Below are 18,221 nucleotides of genomic sequence, written 5' to 3'. Positions count from 1 at the left end.
AAACCGGTGTTGTCTCCAACACGACTCCAGAGTGAATTCAGCGACGATTCCGGCTTAGGCTCTCAGTCACGGCCCATGCTCCCTGAACGGAATCGGTCATTCGCTTACTATGTTCTTTCAACGTCATATCATATTCATCGATGTGTTTAACCTATCACGTTTTTCACGTGCTGACAAGATTATTGTAAAGCGATCCGATACATTAAAATACCAGCAGCGACCGCCGCATTGAGCGATTCTGCCTCACCGAGTACTGGAATATGGACACGTGTGTCGCACAGTGCCAACACATCGGCATGTACACCTTGTGCTTCATTTCCGATGACCAAAGCTACTTTGTCTTCAAATGCCACCTGCTCATACGATGTCGCTTTCGAAAGGGCTGTTCCATACACATGGAAACCATCTTCTTTCAGTTCAGGTAGTTTTTCAAGCAAGTCAACCGAAGTCACGTTCACGTGAAACAGGGAACCTTGAGTCGCACGAACGACTTTGGCATTGAACGGATCGACCGTCCCTTTCCCGAGGAGCACCGTATCAAATCCGGCTGCATCTGCCGTCCGAATCATCGTACCTAGGTTACCTGGGTCCTGTACCCGGTCTAACACGAGAACTTTCTTCATCTTACGCTCTACCGGTGTCATCTTCACGACAGCAAACACACCTTGTGTCTTTTCTGTCTCAGATAACAGATCAGCGACATGATCAGATAACTCGAGCACCGGCATGTCCTCGATGCGCCACGTCTTTTTCGGTACATACGACTCTGCCATGATGAGTTGTACGAGACGACCTGCTCGGATTGCCTCATCCACCAAATGCTCTCCCTCTACAAGGAATTGCCCGGTTTCTTGGCGTCCTTTTTTCGTCATCAATCGTTTTAATCGTTTAATCGTCTCGCTCTTCGTAGACGTAATCTTCGTCATATTATCCCTCTTTCAACCATTGGACCGTCTCGTGGTCTAAGCGTTTCGTTAATGCGACAACGAGTTCAATTGCTGCTTCGTAGTCGTCTTTATGAATGATTGACACGTTCGTGTGTAAATAACGAACTGGTACTGTCAACGCAATCGCCGGCATTCCAATCCCAGACAAATGGAATCGTCCTGCGTCTGTTCCGCCACCTGGTGTCAAATCAAGCTGATATTTGATGTCGTTTTCTTTTGCTACCTCAACAATGAGGTCGACGAGACGTGGATTCGTCACGGTTGTTGCATCAAAGAAGATGACTTGAACGCCATCACCAAGTTTTGACAACCCTTCTGCTGGTGTCATTCCTGGCGTATCACTTGGAATTCCTGTATCGACAGCAATCGCCACATCTGGTTGAACCAAGTTAGCTGCTGTAACCGCTCCACGTAAACCAACTTCTTCTTGTACCGTCGCACCTGTATAGATGACACCTGGGAATACTTCATCTTTCAGGCGTTTTGCAGCTTCAATGGCAATGGCACAACCGATTCGGTTATCCCAAGCTTTCGCCATCAAGAAGTTCTCATTTTTCATGACTGTGAATTCACAATGCGGGACGACCGTATCGCCCGGACGAATTCCCCATTCGGCCACTTCGTCTTTTGATGTCGCACCGATATCTAAGAACATGTCTTTGATTTCAACTGGCTTTTTACGTGCTTCAAGGGGAAGGACATGAGGTGGTTTCGCACCAATCACTCCCGGAATCTTTTCACCAGAACGCGTCACTACATCCATCCGTTGTGCCAATAAGACTTGGTTCCACCATCCACCAAGCGCTTGGAAACGTAGGAAACCACCTTCTTCCACACGCGTGACCATAAAGCCGACCTCATCCATGTGACCTGCAATCATGACACGAGGACCTTCTGCATTTCCAGTCACTCGACCAAATAAACTTCCGAGACCGTCTTGTTCAAATGATTCGACATGTGGTTCAAGGTATTCACGCATTAACTGACGGACTTCCCCTTCATTTCCTGGGACGCCAGTTGCGTCTGTCAGACGTTTTAACATATGTAACGATTCATTCATACCAATCCGCTCCTTTTCCTTAATAGCCTAATTGTTGTCGCTCATGGTTCACTTCATTTTTGTTCATATACGCCATGAAAATGAGTTGTTCATTGAACCCAAGCGTATAGCCAAGTTCAAGATACGCTGCCATCAGCGTCTCGTACATCGCTTCTGTTTTCGAAAGACCAAAGTTCGTCACTTTTCGATAAATATCTAAAAAAGCATCAGTCGCATCAAGATATGAGCTCCCCGCAGGAAACGCGTCTCGTTCATACCCAAGTGCAAGGCCGAGTGACAGTAAGAAATGAATGCCGTCTACATATTCTTCTAAGATCACATCTTGAGGCGACGGTCCTTTCTTCGACCAAAACTTAAAGCTACGTGTTTCGTTAGCCAGTTCACCGAGTTCGACAAGCAGCGCCAGTAACCGTTCATCGAATTGATTGCCGGATAATCCATGTTGTTCTTTGATCCGCTCGTCTAATTCGCGCTGCCGATCAAACAATGTTGTCCAGTTCACCGGATGTTCCTCCTCTATCTCCACTTATAGCAGTACTAAAATCATTAAAGACCAGCCTACCGCTAAAATCAATACTTGTAATTGGAGCAGTTTTGGGGCATGAACGGTCTTTTTGCGCGTCAAATGGAGACCGAACAAGGCACCGATGGCTCCTCCTGCATAGGCGTATAGCACGTTGAAATCACCTTGGCCATGCGTATAACGTTTTGCCTGGATATAGGTATATACGTTCAAGACGATCAGCGCAAGGGCAACGATAGCGACAACTGATTGATTCATACGCTTTCCTCCTTCTCTTAATTCTAAGAAATTCTGAAGAAAAAAGAAAGCGCCGAGAGAGTGTCTCGGCGCTGTCGATTGAACGATTACGCGTTCAATTTTGATTTAGCTGTTTCAGCGAGTGACGCGAATGCCTGTGCATCTGTCACAGCAAGCTCAGCAAGCATCTTACGGTTGATGTCGATTCCTGCAAGCTTGAGGCCGTGCATCATACGGCTGTATGAGAGACCGTTTGTACGTGCTGCCGCATTGATACGTGTGATCCAAAGACGACGGAAATCACGTTTCTTCTGACGACGGTCACGGTAAGCGTACATGAGTGACTTCATGACCTGTTGTTTTGCTACTTTAAATAGAATGTGTTTCGAACCAAAGTATCCTTTGGCAAGTTTAATTTGCTTTTTACGACGTTGACGAGTCGTATAACCGCCTTTTACGCGTGGCATATGGATTCCCTCCTAATTGTTTCTGTATTACTTCGCGATCATGTTGCGAATGCGTTTGAAGTCTCCAGCTGATACGATAGCGCCTTTACGGAGCTTACGTTTCGCTTTAGTCGATTTGTTTGCGAACAAGTGACTTGTGTAAGCGTGTGAACGCTTGAGTTTACCTGATGCTGTACGTTTGAAACGTTTTGAAGCACCGCGGTGCGATTTCATTTTCGGCATGAGTATTTCCTCCCCACTGAGAATCGATGATTAATCTTCTTTGTTCGGAGCCAGCACTAAGAACATGCTGCGTCCTTCCATCTTCGGCTTTTGTTCAACTGTTGCCAAATCGGCACATTCCGCTGCCATTTTGTCCAAAACACGTTTCCCGATTTCCGAGTGTGTGATGGCACGTCCGCGGAAACGAATCGAAGCCTTCACCTTGTTTCCTTTTTCAAGGAACTTGCGTGCGTTACGCAATTTTGTTTGGAAATCGTTGTCCTCGATTGTTGGACTGAGACGTACTTCTTTCATTTGGATGACTTTTTGGTTTTTACGCGCTTCTTTCTCCTTCTTCTGGAGTTCGAAACGGTACTTCCCATAATCCATAATTTTAGCGACCGGTGGATTCGCTTTGTCCGCGACTAAGACTAAGTCTAGTTCCGCTTCTTCAGCTAAACGTAACGCATCGTTACGCGATTTCACACCGAGTTGTGCGCCGTCTGCGCCAATGAGACGTACTTCACGGGCACGAATGTTTTCGTTGATAAAGAGCTCTTTGCTAATGGTTAGCACCTCCATCGTGCGATTGCACGAGATTTAGATTGACAAGACAACATGGCAATAAAAAAAGCGTCGGCAGTTTCCCACCCACACATCAGTTGAGGTCATAAAACGGCAGACGATGCCGATTGAACCAAGAACTTGATGGACCTGCCTGATGACTCTCAGACGAGGTGAAAAGCGGGTGCTTCTGCTTTGTTGTTTTTAATCACTATGTCATCTTAGCACTAGCAGGAAAAGATGTCAAGATATCGCGCATGAATAATTGGTAGCTCACACTTTTATGATGATACCAGTCATTCTCTCGTTTCGCAATACCTTTTCAAAGGGAATAATGAATTATCAAAGGAGGGATTTACATGAACTGGCGAAAAGACGTCTCGCGCGAACATGACTATCACGACCAGGTTCAGCAGATCGTCAGTAAAACGATGCAGGCGCATGGCTTAGAAGATGAAAAGTTGCAGGCAGTATTAACGGACTTATTAGAAGAGATGAATCGTATCACATTAAAGATTGTCGATGATCACGAGTCGGCTCAAAACTATATTCATAAACGATGGTACTAAATAGTGAGGAATTCTGTCTTTCTTATGTACCATGTAAAAACGTCCAGTTCCACATCAATGGAATTGGACGTTTATTCATGTTTACTGTGCGTAAACCATCTGTCCCCCGAGGTGCCCGGCGTATGCAAGAAGTCCCGCTCCCACGAGCGCAATCACAAAACTAAGTGTGATCCATAGCTTCCCTTTCGCACGATATCCAATGGCAAGCAAGACAACAGTGATGCCAAACGCGATCAAGCTGTACAAGGCAAAATGTTCATGGTTTTCAATCATCGCCTCTGTGACCGAAGGAAGGTTTGCTTCCGCATACTCCTCGGCACTGTCACCCGATAGAAATGCCACTCCGCCCGATATTAATCCAGCAACGAGCGTGACGAGTGCAAACAGTCGAAAACTTGTCCATTTGAAGCTAATCAAAATCAAAAGCGTCCCAAACAGTAGAAGACCAATCGGAGCGTGCACGAGCAATGGATGTAGCGGAACACCACCGAGCATAACGATTCCTCCCTAAGATTAAGATAATGGATGAAAGTTATTTACTTCGTGAGACGATTTTTTTTACCCTGTTTTCCTTCTTTTCACAATGACACACAATTAATTCGTGAGCGACTTGAAGAAGTTACTGATTGCTTCAAACAATCTTGCGAAAAATCCTTGGACTTCCTCTTGTTCAAGGAAAGCCTGTACGTCTTGTCCTGCATCTTTTAATCCGTTACTGATCGCAGACCAATCCAGATTTGCTTGTTGCATGTTTTCAAATAGTGTCGTCAATTGGTCGAGTTGTCCTTCAGACAGCTGGACGTTGTTTTGATTCAACACTTGAATGACGATATCGCGAATCTCAATATTCGTCTCCGGCATTTGATTCGCGATTTCCGCTTTAATTTCATTCATGAGATCGGCTACATCCTCTTGACCGACCGTCTTTCCGATTTCAGACGTCACTGCCAACTCTTCCTGTGCAAGTTCTTTTCGTTCATCCGAAAGTTCAATCCCGGTTTCGGCCGCCGTTTGGTCATACGCTTTCATAATCCCTGTCAAAGCAGACGTACCCGTCACGTTGATTGGTGACGTGATATAGATGTCCGCATCCGTCACACCTGCTGTGACCAATGCGTTCGCATACATATCTTTCGTGACCCATGTCACATTTTCAGTTTGAATATCAAGACCTGTCCCGTCCGTCAATTTGATTCGTGCGGACGAATACATACCTCCCCCACGTTGCGCCTGTGGGACAGAATCTCCTAAATATTTTTCTTCATCCGCTGCCGTCGTGATAATCGGTTCGATTCCTTCTGGCGCGTCCATCCGTTCAAGTACCCATTTTTGTTGTTCTGAAGAGAGCGATTCCCCGAGCGTCACAATCGTGTCATTGACGATTGCCTCTGCCCCGACTTTCGGAAGTGCTCCTGTAAATGCGACTGCTCCAATAGTAAGTGCCAATACTGGCTTCATATAATTCATGAATCATCACTCCTTATTGTTTACGATACGTGCAGACGACAAAATACACATCCGTCTTTAGACCGAAAAAAGCCACCTTTCTAGATGGAAAGGTGGCTCCTTGCTTAGCGTGAACGGTTCGCGATCTCTTCTGTGAGTGATGCGATGAATTCGTCAAGTGATGCTGATACTTGTTCTTGTTGACCGTAACGGCGAATGTTGACCGCACGCTCATCACGTTCCTTGTCCCCAAGTACGAGCGTCATTGGAATCTTCTTCATTTGCGCTTCACGAATCTTATAGCCGAGTTTCTCGTCACGAAGGTCCGTTTCGACGCGAACCCCACGCTTGACGAGTTCCGCTTTGACTTCAGCGACATACTCATCATGGACATGTGATACCGGAATCAATTTCACTTGTACCGGTGCGAGCCATGTTGGGAATGCGCCTTTGTATTCTTCGATCAAATACGCAACAAATCGTTCCATCGTCGAAACGACACCACGGTGCAAGACGATTGGACGATGATCTTTCCCGTCTGGTCCTGTGTACGTCAAATCGAAACGTTCTGGGAGTAAGAAGTCAAGTTGAACAGTCGAGAGCGTCTCTTCTTTCCCGAGCGCCGTGCGTACTTGCACGTCGAGTTTCGGTCCGTAGAATGCCGCTTCTCCTTCTGCTTCAAAGTATGGAAGTTCGAGCTCGTCCATCGTTTCTTTCAACTGGCTCTGTGCCATTTCCCAAATTGCATCATTATCGAAGTACTTCTCTTTATCGGCAGGATCGCGATACGAGAGACGGAAACGATAATCTTTGATGCCAAAGTCAGCATACACTTCTTGAATCAAGTGAACGATGTCTTTGAACTCTTGTTTCATCTGTTCAGGTGTCACGAACGTATGCCCGTCGTTCAAGACCATGTAGCGGACACGTTGAAGTCCTGTGAGCGCGCCTGACATCTCGTAGCGGTGCATCCCACCAAGCTCAGCGATTCGGAGTGGAAGCTCACGGTATGAGCGTGGCTCATGTTTGTAGATTGTCATATGGTGCGGACAGTTCATCGGACGAAGGACGAGTTCCTCATTGTCCATCTCCATTTTCGGGAACATGTCATCTTGATAGTGGTCCCAGTGTCCAGATGTCTTATACAAGTCGACCGACCCAAGCACCGGTGTATATACGTGTTGATATCCGAGTTCGAGCTCTTTATCGACGATGTATCGTTCGACCGTACGACGAATCGATGCACCTTTAGGCAGCCACATCGGAAGTCCTTGACCAACTTCTTGTGAGACGAAGAAGAGGTCGAGTTCTTTTCCGAGTTTACGATGATCGCGTTCTTTCGCTTCTTCAAGAAGTCGCAAGTGCTCGGCGAGTTGTTCTTTCGTCGCCCAAGCCGTCCCGTAAATACGCTGTAACATCTTGTTGTCAGAGTCACCACGCCAGTATGCTCCAGCCACGCTCATCAATTTAAAGATTTTCAACTTCGAAGTCGATGGAACGTGCGGTCCGCGGCAAAGGTCGAAGAATTCCCCTTGATGATAGATTGTAAGTGTCTGATCGGCAGGAATGTCTTCAATCAACTCGATTTTGAGCGGGTCTCCCAGCTCTTTATAACGGGCGAGCGCTTCGTCACGTGAAACGACTTCACGAGTGATTTCTAAGTTTTCATCGACGATACGTTTCATCATTTTCTCAATCTCAGGAAGGTCTTCCTCATTGATTCGGCGGTCCATTTCGATGTCGTAATAGAATCCGTTCTCGATTGTTGGTCCAATCCCGAGATAGATGTTATTTTCTTCTCCATATAGACGCTTGATTGCCTGTGCCATCAAGTGCGCTGACGAGTGACGCATCAGATCGAGTCCGTCCTCTGAATCTGGCATGACGAGCTCGATTTTGCCGTCCTGTTCAATCGGACGACGGTAGTCGATAAGTTCTCCGTCTAGTTTTGCTGCGATTGCTTTTTTGCGAAGTCCCGGGCTGATTGAGCCTGCGACGTCTTCTGCCGTGACGCCGGCATCAAATTCTTTTACCGCGCCATCTGGAAATGTCAATTGAATCATGTACATCTGTCCCCTCTCAAAAAATGAATATAAAAAAAGCCCATCCCTCAAAAAGGGACGAGCTTTGATTCTCGTGGTACCACCCTCGTTCCCAAGCATCACGCTTGGCTCGAACACACGATAACGAGTGTGAATCGCCGCACGATTGACCCGTACGGTGCTCTGAGGGAGTAAATGCATCGTCGTCGTTAGGAAGCTTCCACCGCCCTTCCCTCGCTAAAACTCGTCTCGATGATTCATATCCTCTTCTATGCATCACTTATATGGTTATTAGTATAGTCAACTCATCCGAGAAAAACAATCCTTTACCGACGGCGATTTTCACCCTTCAGTTCGATTTGTGTCGTCGTCGTTGAAATTCGTTGCATGAGACGCTGCGCTTTCATTTTATTTTGCGCGGACCCATCGATTGAAAAGTGAGTCTCGAGCTCTTCTCCGCTAAAGTTCGAACTATATAGCGTCGGCAATCGATGCATCATCCGATATTGGAGAATGATGCCGAACAGTTCGTCGCGCACCCACGGGCTGATTGCCTCAGCACCAATGTCATCAATCAACAAGACAGGCACATGTTGAAACGACGTCAAAAATGAATCAAACGATTCGGTGCGAATTTTGCGTTTTGCCTCCGATACGAATCCAGGGGCATGAACTAAAATCGTCTCGATATCCGCCACTTTCAATTCATTGGCAATGGCGGCGAGCAAATACGTTTTCCCGACACCGAAACTCCCGTGTAAATAGAGTCCGTTTACTTTTTGTTTGGACTTCATCCCCGTTACGAAACGCATCGCTTCCCGAAGTGCGATCTTGCGTGCATCGTCCGCCCAATCAAATGACTCAAAGCTCGCCTCACGGACTTCTTCCGGTAAGAACAAGCTCTTAAACTTACGGTCCATCTCTTTTTGGCGTCTAGCTTGTCGATGAGCGACCGTCTCTTCATAGCGAATGGCGATCTGCCCAAGATCGACATAGAGCACCGGTTGATGACCCGGGATGACGGCTTGTTCTTCGATGAACGTCTTCCCATCCATCTGCTCGGCATACTCACTCAGCTTAGTGAATCCAATTTCAATCGCTTTCTCTTCTAACTCAGGATGAGCGTTCAAAAAGGCGATCACTCCCGGATGATTGAGCGTTCGTCTGCGAATCGACTCATACGCTTCGCGGACTTCTTTTCGATTCATCAACTGCGATAACGACTGGTTGATTCGTTCCATCCCCTCACCCCTTCTCTTTCAATTCATTTAATAGTTTTACAAGTTCCGCATCATCTGGAACGGAAGATTCCAATTCTTTCTTCCTCGCTTGATCATACGATCGCTGTTGTTTCGCTTCATCTTCGAGCCATTTCGGCATCTCGCCTTGTTGGGGTTTCCGACGTGAACCGACAGTCGTCCGCTGTACATTTTCACGTTTTTGTTGCTTCTTCTCAATGAGCGCATCTTGTGACGCTTCTTGCTCTAACGCCTCTTTCGCGTTCGTATAACCAGCCGTCTTCCAACTCGTCGCGATGCGAAGGACATAATTCTCGTTCAGACGAGTCTGTTTCTTCACTTCAATACAATAATAGAAGAGTGCGTTGATCACGCCCGGTGCGAGACCGAGCGTATCGACGAGTTCGATAACCAACTGTTCATCACTCTTCGACAGCTGAGGCGTCTTCCGAAGTGTCGATACGTACTGATGGGGGTGGGCTGCTTCCATTACCGCTGGATCATGTAAATCTCCTAGTTTGGTCTCTTCGAGCTCCACCGTCTTCTCTTTTCGATGCCGTGTCTGCTTTTTCTTCAACTGAAGTACCATCTGACGACATCCGTCTCGCTTCTCCTGCTCACTGAGCGGAAGATAGGCTTCGTGAACAAAATATTCTTTCAACATCTCCGCCATCGTCTCTTCGTCGAGTTGAGACACATAGGCCAATTTTGTGATGGTTTCGTCTAATTTTTTTGTGAAAAACCCGACTGGGAAATTCGTCAGTTTCTTCACAATGTCCATATCGAACGAATAGTTGATTTCAATCTTCGCACGGTCCGGTTTTTCGTAGTTCTTTTGTGTAAACGCTCGATGGTTGACGCCTTTCACATCAAATACTTCGTTAAAATCTTTCGTCACCTCGACGATTCCCGCTGGTAAAGGGTCGATCGTGAAACGCCCCTGAAGTTGTTTAAATCGCACTTCCCCTACTTTATAGAAGAGAAAGCTCGATAACAGCCCATCGTTTAAAAACGTATGCGGTGCGAGCGGCACACGCAACTGATAGACGTATTGCGTCAATCGGGCATCTTTCGTTTTGTACGTTCGTACCAATCCGATGGCTTCGAGGCGAAATAGATTATCCGTCAATTCATTGATGGAGTACTCCAACATCTCACACAAGGCACTATGTGACATATAGTTCGATTTCATTTTGCCTGGTTTCAATTCACTCCATAGCGTCTGATATAGCGCGAGCGCTTTGACGCCGATGACAGGCTGATATAAGTGGTAAAGGGACTGATACGATTCGCGGTCAACAAGACCTGTACTCATAATGAGCAGTTCGTCCGTCCCAAAGATTGTACGTTCTTTCTCCATAGCTCTCTCCCCTGAAAAAGGGCGACCAGCAGGCCGCCCTTTAGTTGGTCGAATTTTCTTGCTTCATTAAATCTTCAAGTTCTTTAAAGAACACAGTGATATCTTTGAATTGGCGATAAACCGATGCAAAGCGGACGTATGCGACTTCATCGACACGTGCGAGTTCATTCATCACCAACTCACCAACCTGCTCACTCGGTATTTCCGATTGTGCGAGGGCGCGAAGTTGTTGTTCGACTTTTGTCACGACCCCTTCAAGCTGTTCAAGCGTGACTGGTCGTTTTTCACACGCGCGAATGATTCCACGAAGCACTTTTTCGCGGCTAAACTCTTCACGGTTTCCATCTTTCTTCACAATGATGAGAGGTGTCTGTTCCACCGTCTCAAACGTTGTGAACCGATACCCACATTTTTCACATTCACGACGACGTCGAATCGAATAATGGTCTTGCACCGGTCGGGAATCGAGCACTCTCGTTCCATTATGATCACATTTCGGACAACGCATGCTCAAGCCTCCTTATCGTTCGACAGATTTATTTCCGATAGCACGAAGCGGGAATTGTTGTGTGAGCGCCTCGTAATAGTGAGTAATGATTTGTCCAAGGTCAGTTCCGAGTCGCTGTTCGCGGTTCAGTGTAAAATCGACCGCCGTACGACCACCGTCCACTTGCACAATCGTAATGAGTCCGTCCCATCCTTCACCAATGAATGAGAGTTCGCCACGGTTCGAGTCGATTCGACGGACCGTCTGACCATTTGACTGAATCTGACTTTCTAACCATTGTAAGATTGCATTCGGAGATGCCGCATAGTAACGTGTCCGAAGCGATTCATTTTTATGTGTATCTTTCGTTTCAATATGTGTTTGTAACTTATCTAACAGTCCCATAATCCACCTCAACGCCTGAGTTATATACGTTAAGCATATCAAAATTAAGGCAACAACAAAACAATTAAAAGGGCTGACCGTTAAACGGCCAGCCTCAAAAGGTTCTTCAGAATTATTTAGTTAGTGCAACTTGTGCTTCCGGAACACGAATTGGTCCCATTCCACGTTCAAGTTTCACATCTTCACGTACTTTCGCATCCAATCCTTCGGCGATGTATTGCGATGCCGTAGCTGGATCGATTCGATCTCCACATGTGAACACGTCAACCGACGCGTAGCCATGCTCTGGGAAACTGTGAATCGTTAAGTGCGATTCTGAAATGATGACGACTCCACTCACACCGTGTGGCGCGAATTTGTGGAAAGCGACTTCGCGGACTTCAGCGCCCGAACGAAGAGCAGCATCGACGAACAAACGCTCGATGTAGTCGATATCATTTAATTTGTCGGGATTGCACTCCCAAAGTTCTGTAATAATGTGACGTCCCATAGTATCCATATTAGTGGATCCCCCTTTACATCAATGGTCTCAAAGTAGTTGATGATCACTCACTTTGTGCCTGAATCGCCCACAACCACGGGGGCAAGTTAGTCCTAAGAGGTCCTAACCCTTTAAGTTGCGTTTGTCAGACCAATTGAAGTTCACGAAACTGAGTGTAACGTGTTTGGGACGTCGTTACAAGAGATTTGTTTAAAAAAATCAAAAATATTTTTTAGACCGTAATATTTTTTTAGGCGTGTGTTTCTTGTTGCCCGATTTGAAGGTAACTCGCCACCATGTCTAACAAGTCGACGACACGGCACGAATAACCCCATTCATTATCGTACCATGCGAGTACTTTTACATGATTTCCGCCAAGTACCATCGTCGAATCCATATCGATAATCGACGAACGGTCGTCTCCATTGAAGTCAATCGATACGAGCGGTTCATGGGAGACACCTAACACGCCCGTCATCTCTCCAAACGCCGCACGTTCAAACGCTTCATTCACTTCATCAACCGTTACGTCACGATGAAGTTCAACAACTAAGTCGACGAGTGATACGTTCGGTGTCGGGACGCGGAGTGCCATTCCGTTTAATTTTCCTTGAAGCTCTGGCATGACAAGCCCGATCGCTTTAGCCGCTCCTGTTGAAGTCGGAATAATTGAACTGCCACAAGCACGCGCCCGGCGTAAGTCCTTATGCGGGTTATCAATGTTATTTTGGTCGTTTGTGTACGCATGAACAGTCGTCACTAAACCAGTTTCAATACCGAATGTCGAGTGTAACACCTTCACGACCGGTCCTAGACAGTTTGTCGTACACGATGCATTTGAAATGATATGGTCTTCTTCCGGGCGATAGTCTCGATCGTTGACCCCCATCACAATCGTGCGTAAATCCCCTTTCCCTGGCGCAGTTAAAATTACTTTTTTTGCGCCTGCATCTAGATGAAGTTTCGCCCCGATATCCGAGTTAAACTTCCCTGTCGCCTCAACCACGATGTCGATGCCAAGGTCTGCCCACGGTAAACGTGATGGATCACGTTCTGAAATGAGTTCGATTCGCTTTCCATCGACTTCAAGCGCATCCCCTTGCGCTCGAACCGTCAATCCGAATGGACCGTGAATGGAATCATGTTTGATGAGATGTGCGAGCGTTTCCGCTGGATAACTCGCATTGATTGCCACGACTTCATGACGTCCCTCAAGCATCAATTTTCGGAATACCATTCTCCCGATTCGACCGAATCCGTTAATCGCAACTTTTGTCCCCATGCTAAATCCCCCTTTTTCTACATTACGGTTTCATTATAACGGATAGCTGTAAGCGTTTTCACTATGATTCGTCACATTTTTTTCATTTTTCTCTGTTTATTTTTTGAAAATGAGGGAAATTTCTTGTCGTGAAGCACAACAGAAAGGAGGCGTCACCATGTTTGATTGGGGAGATATCGATAAGTTCTTCATTTCGTTTTTCATCATCTTACCGATTGTGACGTTGATTCATGAGTTCGGACACTTCTTTTTCGCAAAGTTGTTTGGAGGCTCGCTCGACATGCAAATCGGCACAGGAAAAAAACTATTTAAAGTAGGACGTCTTCAAGTGAACCGCGTCTATTTTTATGATGCGTGGTGCCAGTTTACAGATTTAAAATGGAGCAACAAGGTCACCCGCACGTTTGTATATGGCGGTGGAGCCATTTTTAATCTGGCGAGTATCTTAATTGTCAATGCGTTTATTTTGAGACGAGAGATTGAACCGACGTTGTATACGTATCAGTTCGCCTACTTTTCGTTTTACTATATTTTCTTTTCACTGTATCCCATCTATTATTCGAACGGTCACCCAAGTGATGGACGTGCCATTTATGATACGTGGAAGAAAGGATCACCCGAATCCGATCCATTAAACTAACCAAACGAAAAGAAGGCGAATCATCATTCGCCTTCTTTTTCAATCGTCTTAAATTGTTCGACCAAACGGTCAATTTGCGGTGGTAAGTCACCGAGTGAACCGTTGTTATTGACGAGAAAATCGGCCTGATGCTTTTTCTCTTCAATCGGGATTTGAGAATGAATGCGAGCGAGTGCCTCTTCTTTCGTCAATCCATTCCGCTCCATGAGACGCATCAGTTGAATCTCTTCGCGACAATAGACGACGACAGAATAATCGACGAGGTCGAGCATTGTCCCCTCAAATAGGAGAGGAATATCAAAAATAACGACAGACTCGCCGGATGCTTCATAATCACGCATCTGTTCCTTCATCTCTTCACGAATCGCTGGATGCATCAGTTGATTGAGGTGTTGTCGTTTCGTCTCATCATGAAAGATTTCACGCCCTAGCGCGGGACGGTTTAAGACATCGCCGTCAAAACATTTTGGAAATGCCGCTTTGACGCCCTCAATCGCCTTCCCTCCAGGTTCGACGACCGTCCTCGCAATCAAATCGGCATCGATGATCGGAATCCCCTTTTTCCGAAAAAGTCGAGACACCGTGGACTTCCCGGTTGCAATCCCACCCGTCAATCCAATTTTCAACATAACGCCCACTCCTTAACGTTGTTGACAGCGTGGACAATAATGCGTGCCACGACCGACTAGTTTCATCTTTTCAATTTCTTGTCCGCAACGGCGACATGGTTCACCGGCTTGTCCGTATACATAAAGTCGTTCTTGGAACGTTCCCGCGGCTCCGTCTGGATTCGTATAACTCCGAATCGTACTTCCTCCACGTTCAATGGCCTCATTTAGCACGGCTACCGCTTCAATGCGTACACGCTCCACTTCTTCGTGCGTCAAACTAGCAGCTGGTCGTGTCGGATGCACACCAGCACGAAACAATGTTTCATCTACATAAATATTCCCTAATCCAACGAAGATGGACTGATCGAGAAGCGCCGTCTTGATAGCGCGTGTCTTCATCCGCTCTAGTCGCTTATGCAATGCATCAGTTGTCACACGCTCGTCAAACGGTTCATATGCGAGCAGTGACAGTGGTGGTGTCGTATGAACCGCCTCATTCGTCCGCAACTCCATCGTTCCAAACTTCCGCACATCATTATAATGTAGGGTCGATTGGTCCGTGAAGTTGATGACGACATGCGTATGTTTAGCCGGTGCTGTGATTGTCTCATATGGGAAGAACTTCCCTTCCATCCGAAGATGGGAGACGAGATATCCATTCGTTAATTTAAATAAAATAAATTTCCCTCGACGTTCCACATCTGTAATGGTCTCTCCGACCAAATGATGGACCCATTCTTCTGGCTCGAGTCCCCGAATGATTTTAGGGTCAAGCACATCGACAGACTGAATCGTCTTTCCGGAAACGGCAGGTCGTAATCTGCGACAAACCGTTTCGACTTCTGGTAATTCTGGCATACTGATTTCCTTTCTATCTTCTTATTTCGTATCGAACCACGTCGTTCCAACGGCTCCATCCGCACGTAACGGAACATCGAGTGTCACCGTATGTTCCATCGCTTCCGTCACCAATTTTTCTAATGCTTCCATCTCTTCAGCCGGACCTTCAAAAATCAATTCATCATGTACTTGTAACAATAACTTGGATTGAAGTTGCGACGATTGAAGCGCGTGGTCGACGTCAATCATCGCTTTTTTGATGATGTCGGCTGCCGTTCCTTGAATCGGTGTGTTGATGGCCGTACGTTCAGCGAATCCACGCAAGTTGAAATTACGAGAGTGAATGTCCGGGATATTACGACGTCGTTTTAACATCGTCTCGACGAACCCATGTTCACGAGCCCGTTCAATCGCAGCATCCATGAACGTCTTCACTCCCGGGAATTGTTCAAAGTACGTATCGATAAACGTTTGTGCTTCTTTTCGTGTGATACCTAGGTTTTGCGAGAGCCCATAATCACTGATTCCATAGATGATTCCGAAGTTGACGGCTTTCGCCTGACGACGCATGAGTGAAGTGACTTCCTCATTTGCGACTTTGAACACGTTCGCCGCCGTCGACGTGTGGATATCCTCATCATGCAAAAAGGCCGCCATCATTTTCTCATCTTGTGACATATGCGCCATGATTCGAAGTTCGATCTGTGAGTAATCGACCGCATAGAGTACCCAGCCCGGCTCACTTGCGGTGAACGCCTTACGAATTCGACGTCCTTCCTCTAATCGGATCGGAATGTTTTGTAAGTTCGGGTTGACTGACGAGAGTCGTCCCGTTTGCGTTAACGTCTGCGTGTAACGGGTGTGAATCTTGCCATCTTCCTTCACAACTTTCTGCAATCCTTCTACATAGGTCGACTGTAGTTTCCCGAGTTCACGATAATGCATGATTTTCTCGATGATCGGATGAAGCGGCGCCAACTTCTCAAGGACATCCGCCGCAGTCGAGTAACCCGTCTTTGTCTTTTTCACAGGGGGAAGCGCTAGTTTCTCAAATAGGACGACCCCTAGCTGTTTCGGCGAGTTGATGTTGAACGGTTCGCCGGCCAATTCATGAATCGTTACTTCAAGCGCAGACAGGCGCTCACGAAGATCTGTCTCCATGTGTTGAAGTGTTTCCACGTTTACATGAATGCCTGCCCATTCCATCTCGGCTAACACCGAGACGAGCGGTTTTTCAAGCGCCTCATATAATTCCGTCTGTTCGCTGTCTTTCAACTCTGAAGCGACACGTTCGAACAACGTCAAAATCGCATGTGCTTTCTCCGCAAGATGGGAATGGAATACTTCCTCATCAGGGACTTTTATTTTTGCGCCTTTCCCATAAACTGCTTCATCTTCTTCAAGAGGGTATGTGAAATGAGAAGCAATCGAGCTGAGTGACGTTCCACCAGATAAATTCAACAAATATCCAGAAACGAGTAAGTCTTCGTAACCACGAAGGAATAACTGATGACGTTTCAACTGAATGATTGTTTGTTTAGCATCGAGACAAATCGTCGTCTTCGATTCGTCTTCAATCCATTCCTTGACTCGTGCATCTTGTAACAGTGTCACGTCACCGACGGTCACGCCACGGTCTGATGCGATTGCAACCCCAACGATGTCTTCTTCGAAATAGTCATCGTGTAGTTGCTCAAGGAATAGGACAGCTCGAGACAAATCTTGTTCAGAAAGGTCGATTGTTGGCCGTACTTCTTTTTCGACCGTTTCTTCTGTAAAGCTGTCCGCTAATTTACCGATCAACGACTTGAATTGAAGTTCCATGAACAAAGGCTTCACGACCGAAGCGTCATAAGGTTTAAAAACGAGATCATCAACGGTCACATTAAGTGGCACGTCCGTATAAATCGTCGCCAACTGTTTTGACATCTTCGCCTCTCGCTCGTTGGCTTCCACTTTTTCTTTCTGTTTCCCCTTTAGTTCATCCGTATGTTCGTAAAGGGACTCGACGGTTCCATATGTTGAAATCAACTTGAGCGCCGTCTTTTCCCCGACACCCGGGATACCTGGAATGTTATCCGATTTATCCCCCATCAACCCTTTTAAGTCGATCATCTGAATCGGTTGTAGTCCCTCATAACGTTCCTGGAACGCCGTTTGGTCCATTGTCTCGACATCTGTGATGCCTCGCTTCGTCAAGTAGACGGTCACGCGATCATCGATCAGTTGGAGTAAATCTTTATCTCCCGTCACAATCGTCACTTGATCATATGATGTATCCTTGGAGAGCGTGCCGATGATATCATCCGCCTCATATTGATCAAGTTCTAAGACAGCGATACCAAACGCACGACAGACGTCTCGCACGAGCGGGAACTGTTCGCGTAATTCCCCAGGAGTCTTTTGACGCCCTCCTTTATAGTCAGCAAACGTATCGTGACGGAACGTCTTCTTCGACGCATCGAACGCAACGGCGAAGTGCGTCGGTTGCTCATCTTCCATCAATTTCAACAACATCATCGTAAAGCCGTACACCGCGTTCGTATTTCGACCTGACGCGTCCGACATCGGAGGCAGTGCAAAAAACGCACGATATGTTAAGGAGTTCCCATCTAGGACTAGTAGTTTATTCATTCAATCGACCTCCATTCTTCTCTTCATTTATCATACCATACGGGTACATGCGTTCGAAAAAAAAGACCCTTTTCTACGAATAGAAAAGGGCCAAATTCTCGACCGTGTGGAGATGAGCACCGATCGAGTCACGAGATGATGAAGAGGTCTCATTCATAAGAATAGCAAGGTTTTGTAAAGCAAATAT

At 46.5% G+C, this 18,221-nt stretch carries 21 protein-coding genes; 2 read left to right on the top strand and 19 right to left on the bottom strand.

The genetic code is table 11. The features are described from left to right. Positions 1-179: 179 nt before the first annotated feature. The 7 genes from AC5LIL_RS05430 to infC all read right to left on the bottom strand — a co-directional run bounded on the left by AC5LIL_RS05430 (position 180) and on the right by infC (position 4,017). Positions 180-926 carry a TrmH family RNA methyltransferase gene (locus AC5LIL_RS05430; protein ID WP_074033405.1) on the bottom strand — a complete coding sequence of 249 codons (747 nt, stop codon included), beginning with the start codon at positions 924-926 and terminating at the stop codon, positions 180-182. A gap of 1 nt (position 927) precedes the next feature. After that, positions 928-2,007: a M42 family metallopeptidase gene (locus AC5LIL_RS05425; RefSeq protein WP_499825167.1), complete on the bottom strand. Its 1,080-nt coding sequence runs from the start codon at positions 2,005-2,007 to the stop codon at positions 928-930. 19 nt (positions 2,008-2,026) lie between these two features. Further along, a complete protein-coding gene (locus AC5LIL_RS05420; RefSeq protein ID WP_214749310.1) occupies positions 2,027-2,509 on the bottom strand; it encodes a dUTP diphosphatase in 483 nt (160 codons plus the stop codon). A gap of 24 nt (positions 2,510-2,533) precedes the next feature. Then, entirely contained in the window at positions 2,534-2,788 is a 255-nt protein-coding gene (locus AC5LIL_RS05415; RefSeq protein WP_214693206.1) for a hypothetical protein, read from the bottom strand. Between the two features lie 86 nt (positions 2,789-2,874). Then, on the bottom strand, positions 2,875-3,234 hold the full coding sequence (gene rplT, locus AC5LIL_RS05410) for a 50S ribosomal protein L20 (RefSeq protein ID WP_012726696.1): 360 nt from the start codon (positions 3,232-3,234) through the stop codon (positions 2,875-2,877). Positions 3,235-3,261: 27 nt separating this feature from the next. Next, on the bottom strand, positions 3,262-3,456 hold the full coding sequence (gene rpmI, locus AC5LIL_RS05405) for a 50S ribosomal protein L35 (RefSeq protein ID WP_012726697.1): 195 nt from the start codon (positions 3,454-3,456) through the stop codon (positions 3,262-3,264). Positions 3,457-3,486: 30 nt separating this feature from the next. After that, complete coding sequence (gene infC / locus AC5LIL_RS05400) at positions 3,487-4,017, bottom strand: translation initiation factor IF-3 (protein ID WP_074033409.1); 531 nt, start codon at positions 4,015-4,017, stop codon at positions 3,487-3,489. A 341-nt stretch (positions 4,018-4,358) separates the two neighbouring features. Between infC and AC5LIL_RS05395 the strand changes: the two genes are divergently transcribed. After that, entirely contained in the window at positions 4,359-4,568 is a 210-nt protein-coding gene (locus AC5LIL_RS05395) for a hypothetical protein (protein WP_012726699.1), read from the top strand. Positions 4,569-4,649: 81 nt separating this feature from the next. Here AC5LIL_RS05395 and AC5LIL_RS05390 read toward each other — a convergent pair whose 3' ends face one another. The 9 genes from AC5LIL_RS05390 to AC5LIL_RS05350 form a co-directional block, all read right to left on the bottom strand. Next, positions 4,650-5,063, bottom strand: coding sequence for a DUF2231 domain-containing protein (locus AC5LIL_RS05390; RefSeq protein WP_214749313.1), 414 nt, complete (start codon positions 5,061-5,063; stop codon positions 4,650-4,652). A gap of 99 nt (positions 5,064-5,162) precedes the next feature. Beyond that, entirely contained in the window at positions 5,163-6,035 is an 873-nt protein-coding gene (locus tag AC5LIL_RS05385; protein ID WP_499825163.1) for a DUF1002 domain-containing protein, read from the bottom strand. Positions 6,036-6,139: 104 nt separating this feature from the next. Beyond that, positions 6,140-8,083, bottom strand: coding sequence for a threonine--tRNA ligase (thrS, locus tag AC5LIL_RS05380; RefSeq protein ID WP_214782220.1), 1,944 nt, complete (start codon positions 8,081-8,083; stop codon positions 6,140-6,142). A gap of 299 nt (positions 8,084-8,382) precedes the next feature. Continuing rightward, entirely contained in the window at positions 8,383-9,297 is a 915-nt protein-coding gene (dnaI, locus tag AC5LIL_RS05375; protein WP_074033411.1) for a primosomal protein DnaI, read from the bottom strand. A 4-nt stretch (positions 9,298-9,301) separates the two neighbouring features. Then, a complete protein-coding gene (locus AC5LIL_RS05370) occupies positions 9,302-10,654 on the bottom strand; it encodes a DnaD domain protein (protein WP_214693215.1) in 1,353 nt (450 codons plus the stop codon). Between the two features lie 40 nt (positions 10,655-10,694). Further along, positions 10,695-11,162: a transcriptional regulator NrdR gene (gene nrdR / locus AC5LIL_RS05365; protein WP_012726705.1), complete on the bottom strand. Its 468-nt coding sequence runs from the start codon at positions 11,160-11,162 to the stop codon at positions 10,695-10,697. 12 nt (positions 11,163-11,174) lie between these two features. Then, entirely contained in the window at positions 11,175-11,546 is a 372-nt protein-coding gene (locus tag AC5LIL_RS05360) for a hypothetical protein (RefSeq protein WP_499825161.1), read from the bottom strand. Positions 11,547-11,658: 112 nt separating this feature from the next. After that, on the bottom strand, positions 11,659-12,045 hold the full coding sequence (gene speD / locus AC5LIL_RS05355; protein ID WP_026825618.1) for an adenosylmethionine decarboxylase: 387 nt from the start codon (positions 12,043-12,045) through the stop codon (positions 11,659-11,661). Between the two features lie 232 nt (positions 12,046-12,277). Further along, entirely contained in the window at positions 12,278-13,309 is a 1,032-nt protein-coding gene (locus AC5LIL_RS05350; RefSeq protein ID WP_214760153.1) for a glyceraldehyde-3-phosphate dehydrogenase, read from the bottom strand. A gap of 157 nt (positions 13,310-13,466) precedes the next feature. On the opposite strand from AC5LIL_RS05350, the gene AC5LIL_RS05345 reads away from it, so the two are divergent. Beyond that, entirely contained in the window at positions 13,467-13,949 is a 483-nt protein-coding gene (locus tag AC5LIL_RS05345) for a site-2 protease family protein (protein ID WP_499825160.1), read from the top strand. 23 nt (positions 13,950-13,972) lie between these two features. Here the strand turns inward: AC5LIL_RS05345 and coaE are convergent, their stop codons facing one another. From coaE to polA, 3 genes are read right to left on the bottom strand one after another with little or no spacing between them, the layout of a single operon-like run. After that, positions 13,973-14,578 (bottom strand): dephospho-CoA kinase, encoded by a 606-nt coding sequence (gene coaE / locus AC5LIL_RS05340; protein ID WP_214693225.1) that lies wholly within the window; start codon positions 14,576-14,578, stop codon positions 13,973-13,975. Positions 14,579-14,590: 12 nt separating this feature from the next. Continuing rightward, positions 14,591-15,418, bottom strand: coding sequence for a DNA-formamidopyrimidine glycosylase (gene mutM / locus AC5LIL_RS05335; RefSeq protein WP_499825157.1), 828 nt, complete (start codon positions 15,416-15,418; stop codon positions 14,591-14,593). Between the two features lie 21 nt (positions 15,419-15,439). After that, complete coding sequence (gene polA / locus AC5LIL_RS05330; RefSeq protein ID WP_499825155.1) at positions 15,440-18,034, bottom strand: DNA polymerase I; 2,595 nt, start codon at positions 18,032-18,034, stop codon at positions 15,440-15,442. Positions 18,035-18,221 lie beyond the last annotated feature (187 nt).

This window comes from Exiguobacterium sp. RM11 (genome assembly GCF_059821525.1).
Note: the sequence above shows the minus strand (reverse complement) of the source record. Positions and strands in the feature narration are given on the sequence as shown.

Coding starts and splice junctions, on each gene's coding strand:
- rpmI (WP_012726697.1), bottom strand. CDS start 3,456: ATGCCGAAAATGAAATCGCACCGCGGTGCTTCAAAACGTTTCAAACGT.
- AC5LIL_RS05425 (WP_499825167.1), bottom strand. CDS start 2,007: ATGAATGAATCGTTACATATGTTAAAACGTCTGACAGACGCAACTGGC.
- speD (WP_026825618.1), bottom strand. CDS start 12,045: ATGGATACTATGGGACGTCACATTATTACAGAACTTTGGGAGTGCAAT.
- AC5LIL_RS05395 (WP_012726699.1), top strand. CDS start 4,359: ATGAACTGGCGAAAAGACGTCTCGCGCGAACATGACTATCACGACCAG.
- AC5LIL_RS05370 (WP_214693215.1), bottom strand. CDS start 10,654: ATGGAGAAAGAACGTACAATCTTTGGGACGGACGAACTGCTCATTATG.
- AC5LIL_RS05415 (WP_214693206.1), bottom strand. CDS start 2,788: ATGAATCAATCAGTTGTCGCTATCGTTGCCCTTGCGCTGATCGTCTTG.
- thrS (WP_214782220.1), bottom strand. CDS start 8,083: ATGTACATGATTCAATTGACATTTCCAGATGGCGCGGTAAAAGAATTT.
- AC5LIL_RS05360 (WP_499825161.1), bottom strand. CDS start 11,546: ATGGGACTGTTAGATAAGTTACAAACACATATTGAAACGAAAGATACA.
- infC (WP_074033409.1), bottom strand. CDS start 4,017: ATGGAGGTGCTAACCATTAGCAAAGAGCTCTTTATCAACGAAAACATT.
- AC5LIL_RS05345 (WP_499825160.1), top strand. CDS start 13,467: ATGTTTGATTGGGGAGATATCGATAAGTTCTTCATTTCGTTTTTCATC.
- dnaI (WP_074033411.1), bottom strand. CDS start 9,297: ATGGAACGAATCAACCAGTCGTTATCGCAGTTGATGAATCGAAAAGAA.
- AC5LIL_RS05385 (WP_499825163.1), bottom strand. CDS start 6,035: ATGAATTATATGAAGCCAGTATTGGCACTTACTATTGGAGCAGTCGCA.
- AC5LIL_RS05390 (WP_214749313.1), bottom strand. CDS start 5,063: ATGCTCGGTGGTGTTCCGCTACATCCATTGCTCGTGCACGCTCCGATT.
- coaE (WP_214693225.1), bottom strand. CDS start 14,578: ATGTTGAAAATTGGATTGACGGGTGGGATTGCAACCGGGAAGTCCACG.
- polA (WP_499825155.1), bottom strand. CDS start 18,034: ATGAATAAACTACTAGTCCTAGATGGGAACTCCTTAACATATCGTGCG.
- AC5LIL_RS05350 (WP_214760153.1), bottom strand. CDS start 13,309: ATGGGGACAAAAGTTGCGATTAACGGATTCGGTCGAATCGGGAGAATG.
- mutM (WP_499825157.1), bottom strand. CDS start 15,418: ATGCCAGAATTACCAGAAGTCGAAACGGTTTGTCGCAGATTACGACCT.
- rplT (WP_012726696.1), bottom strand. CDS start 3,234: ATGCCACGCGTAAAAGGCGGTTATACGACTCGTCAACGTCGTAAAAAG.
- nrdR (WP_012726705.1), bottom strand. CDS start 11,162: ATGCGTTGTCCGAAATGTGATCATAATGGAACGAGAGTGCTCGATTCC.
- AC5LIL_RS05430 (WP_074033405.1), bottom strand. CDS start 926: ATGACGAAGATTACGTCTACGAAGAGCGAGACGATTAAACGATTAAAA.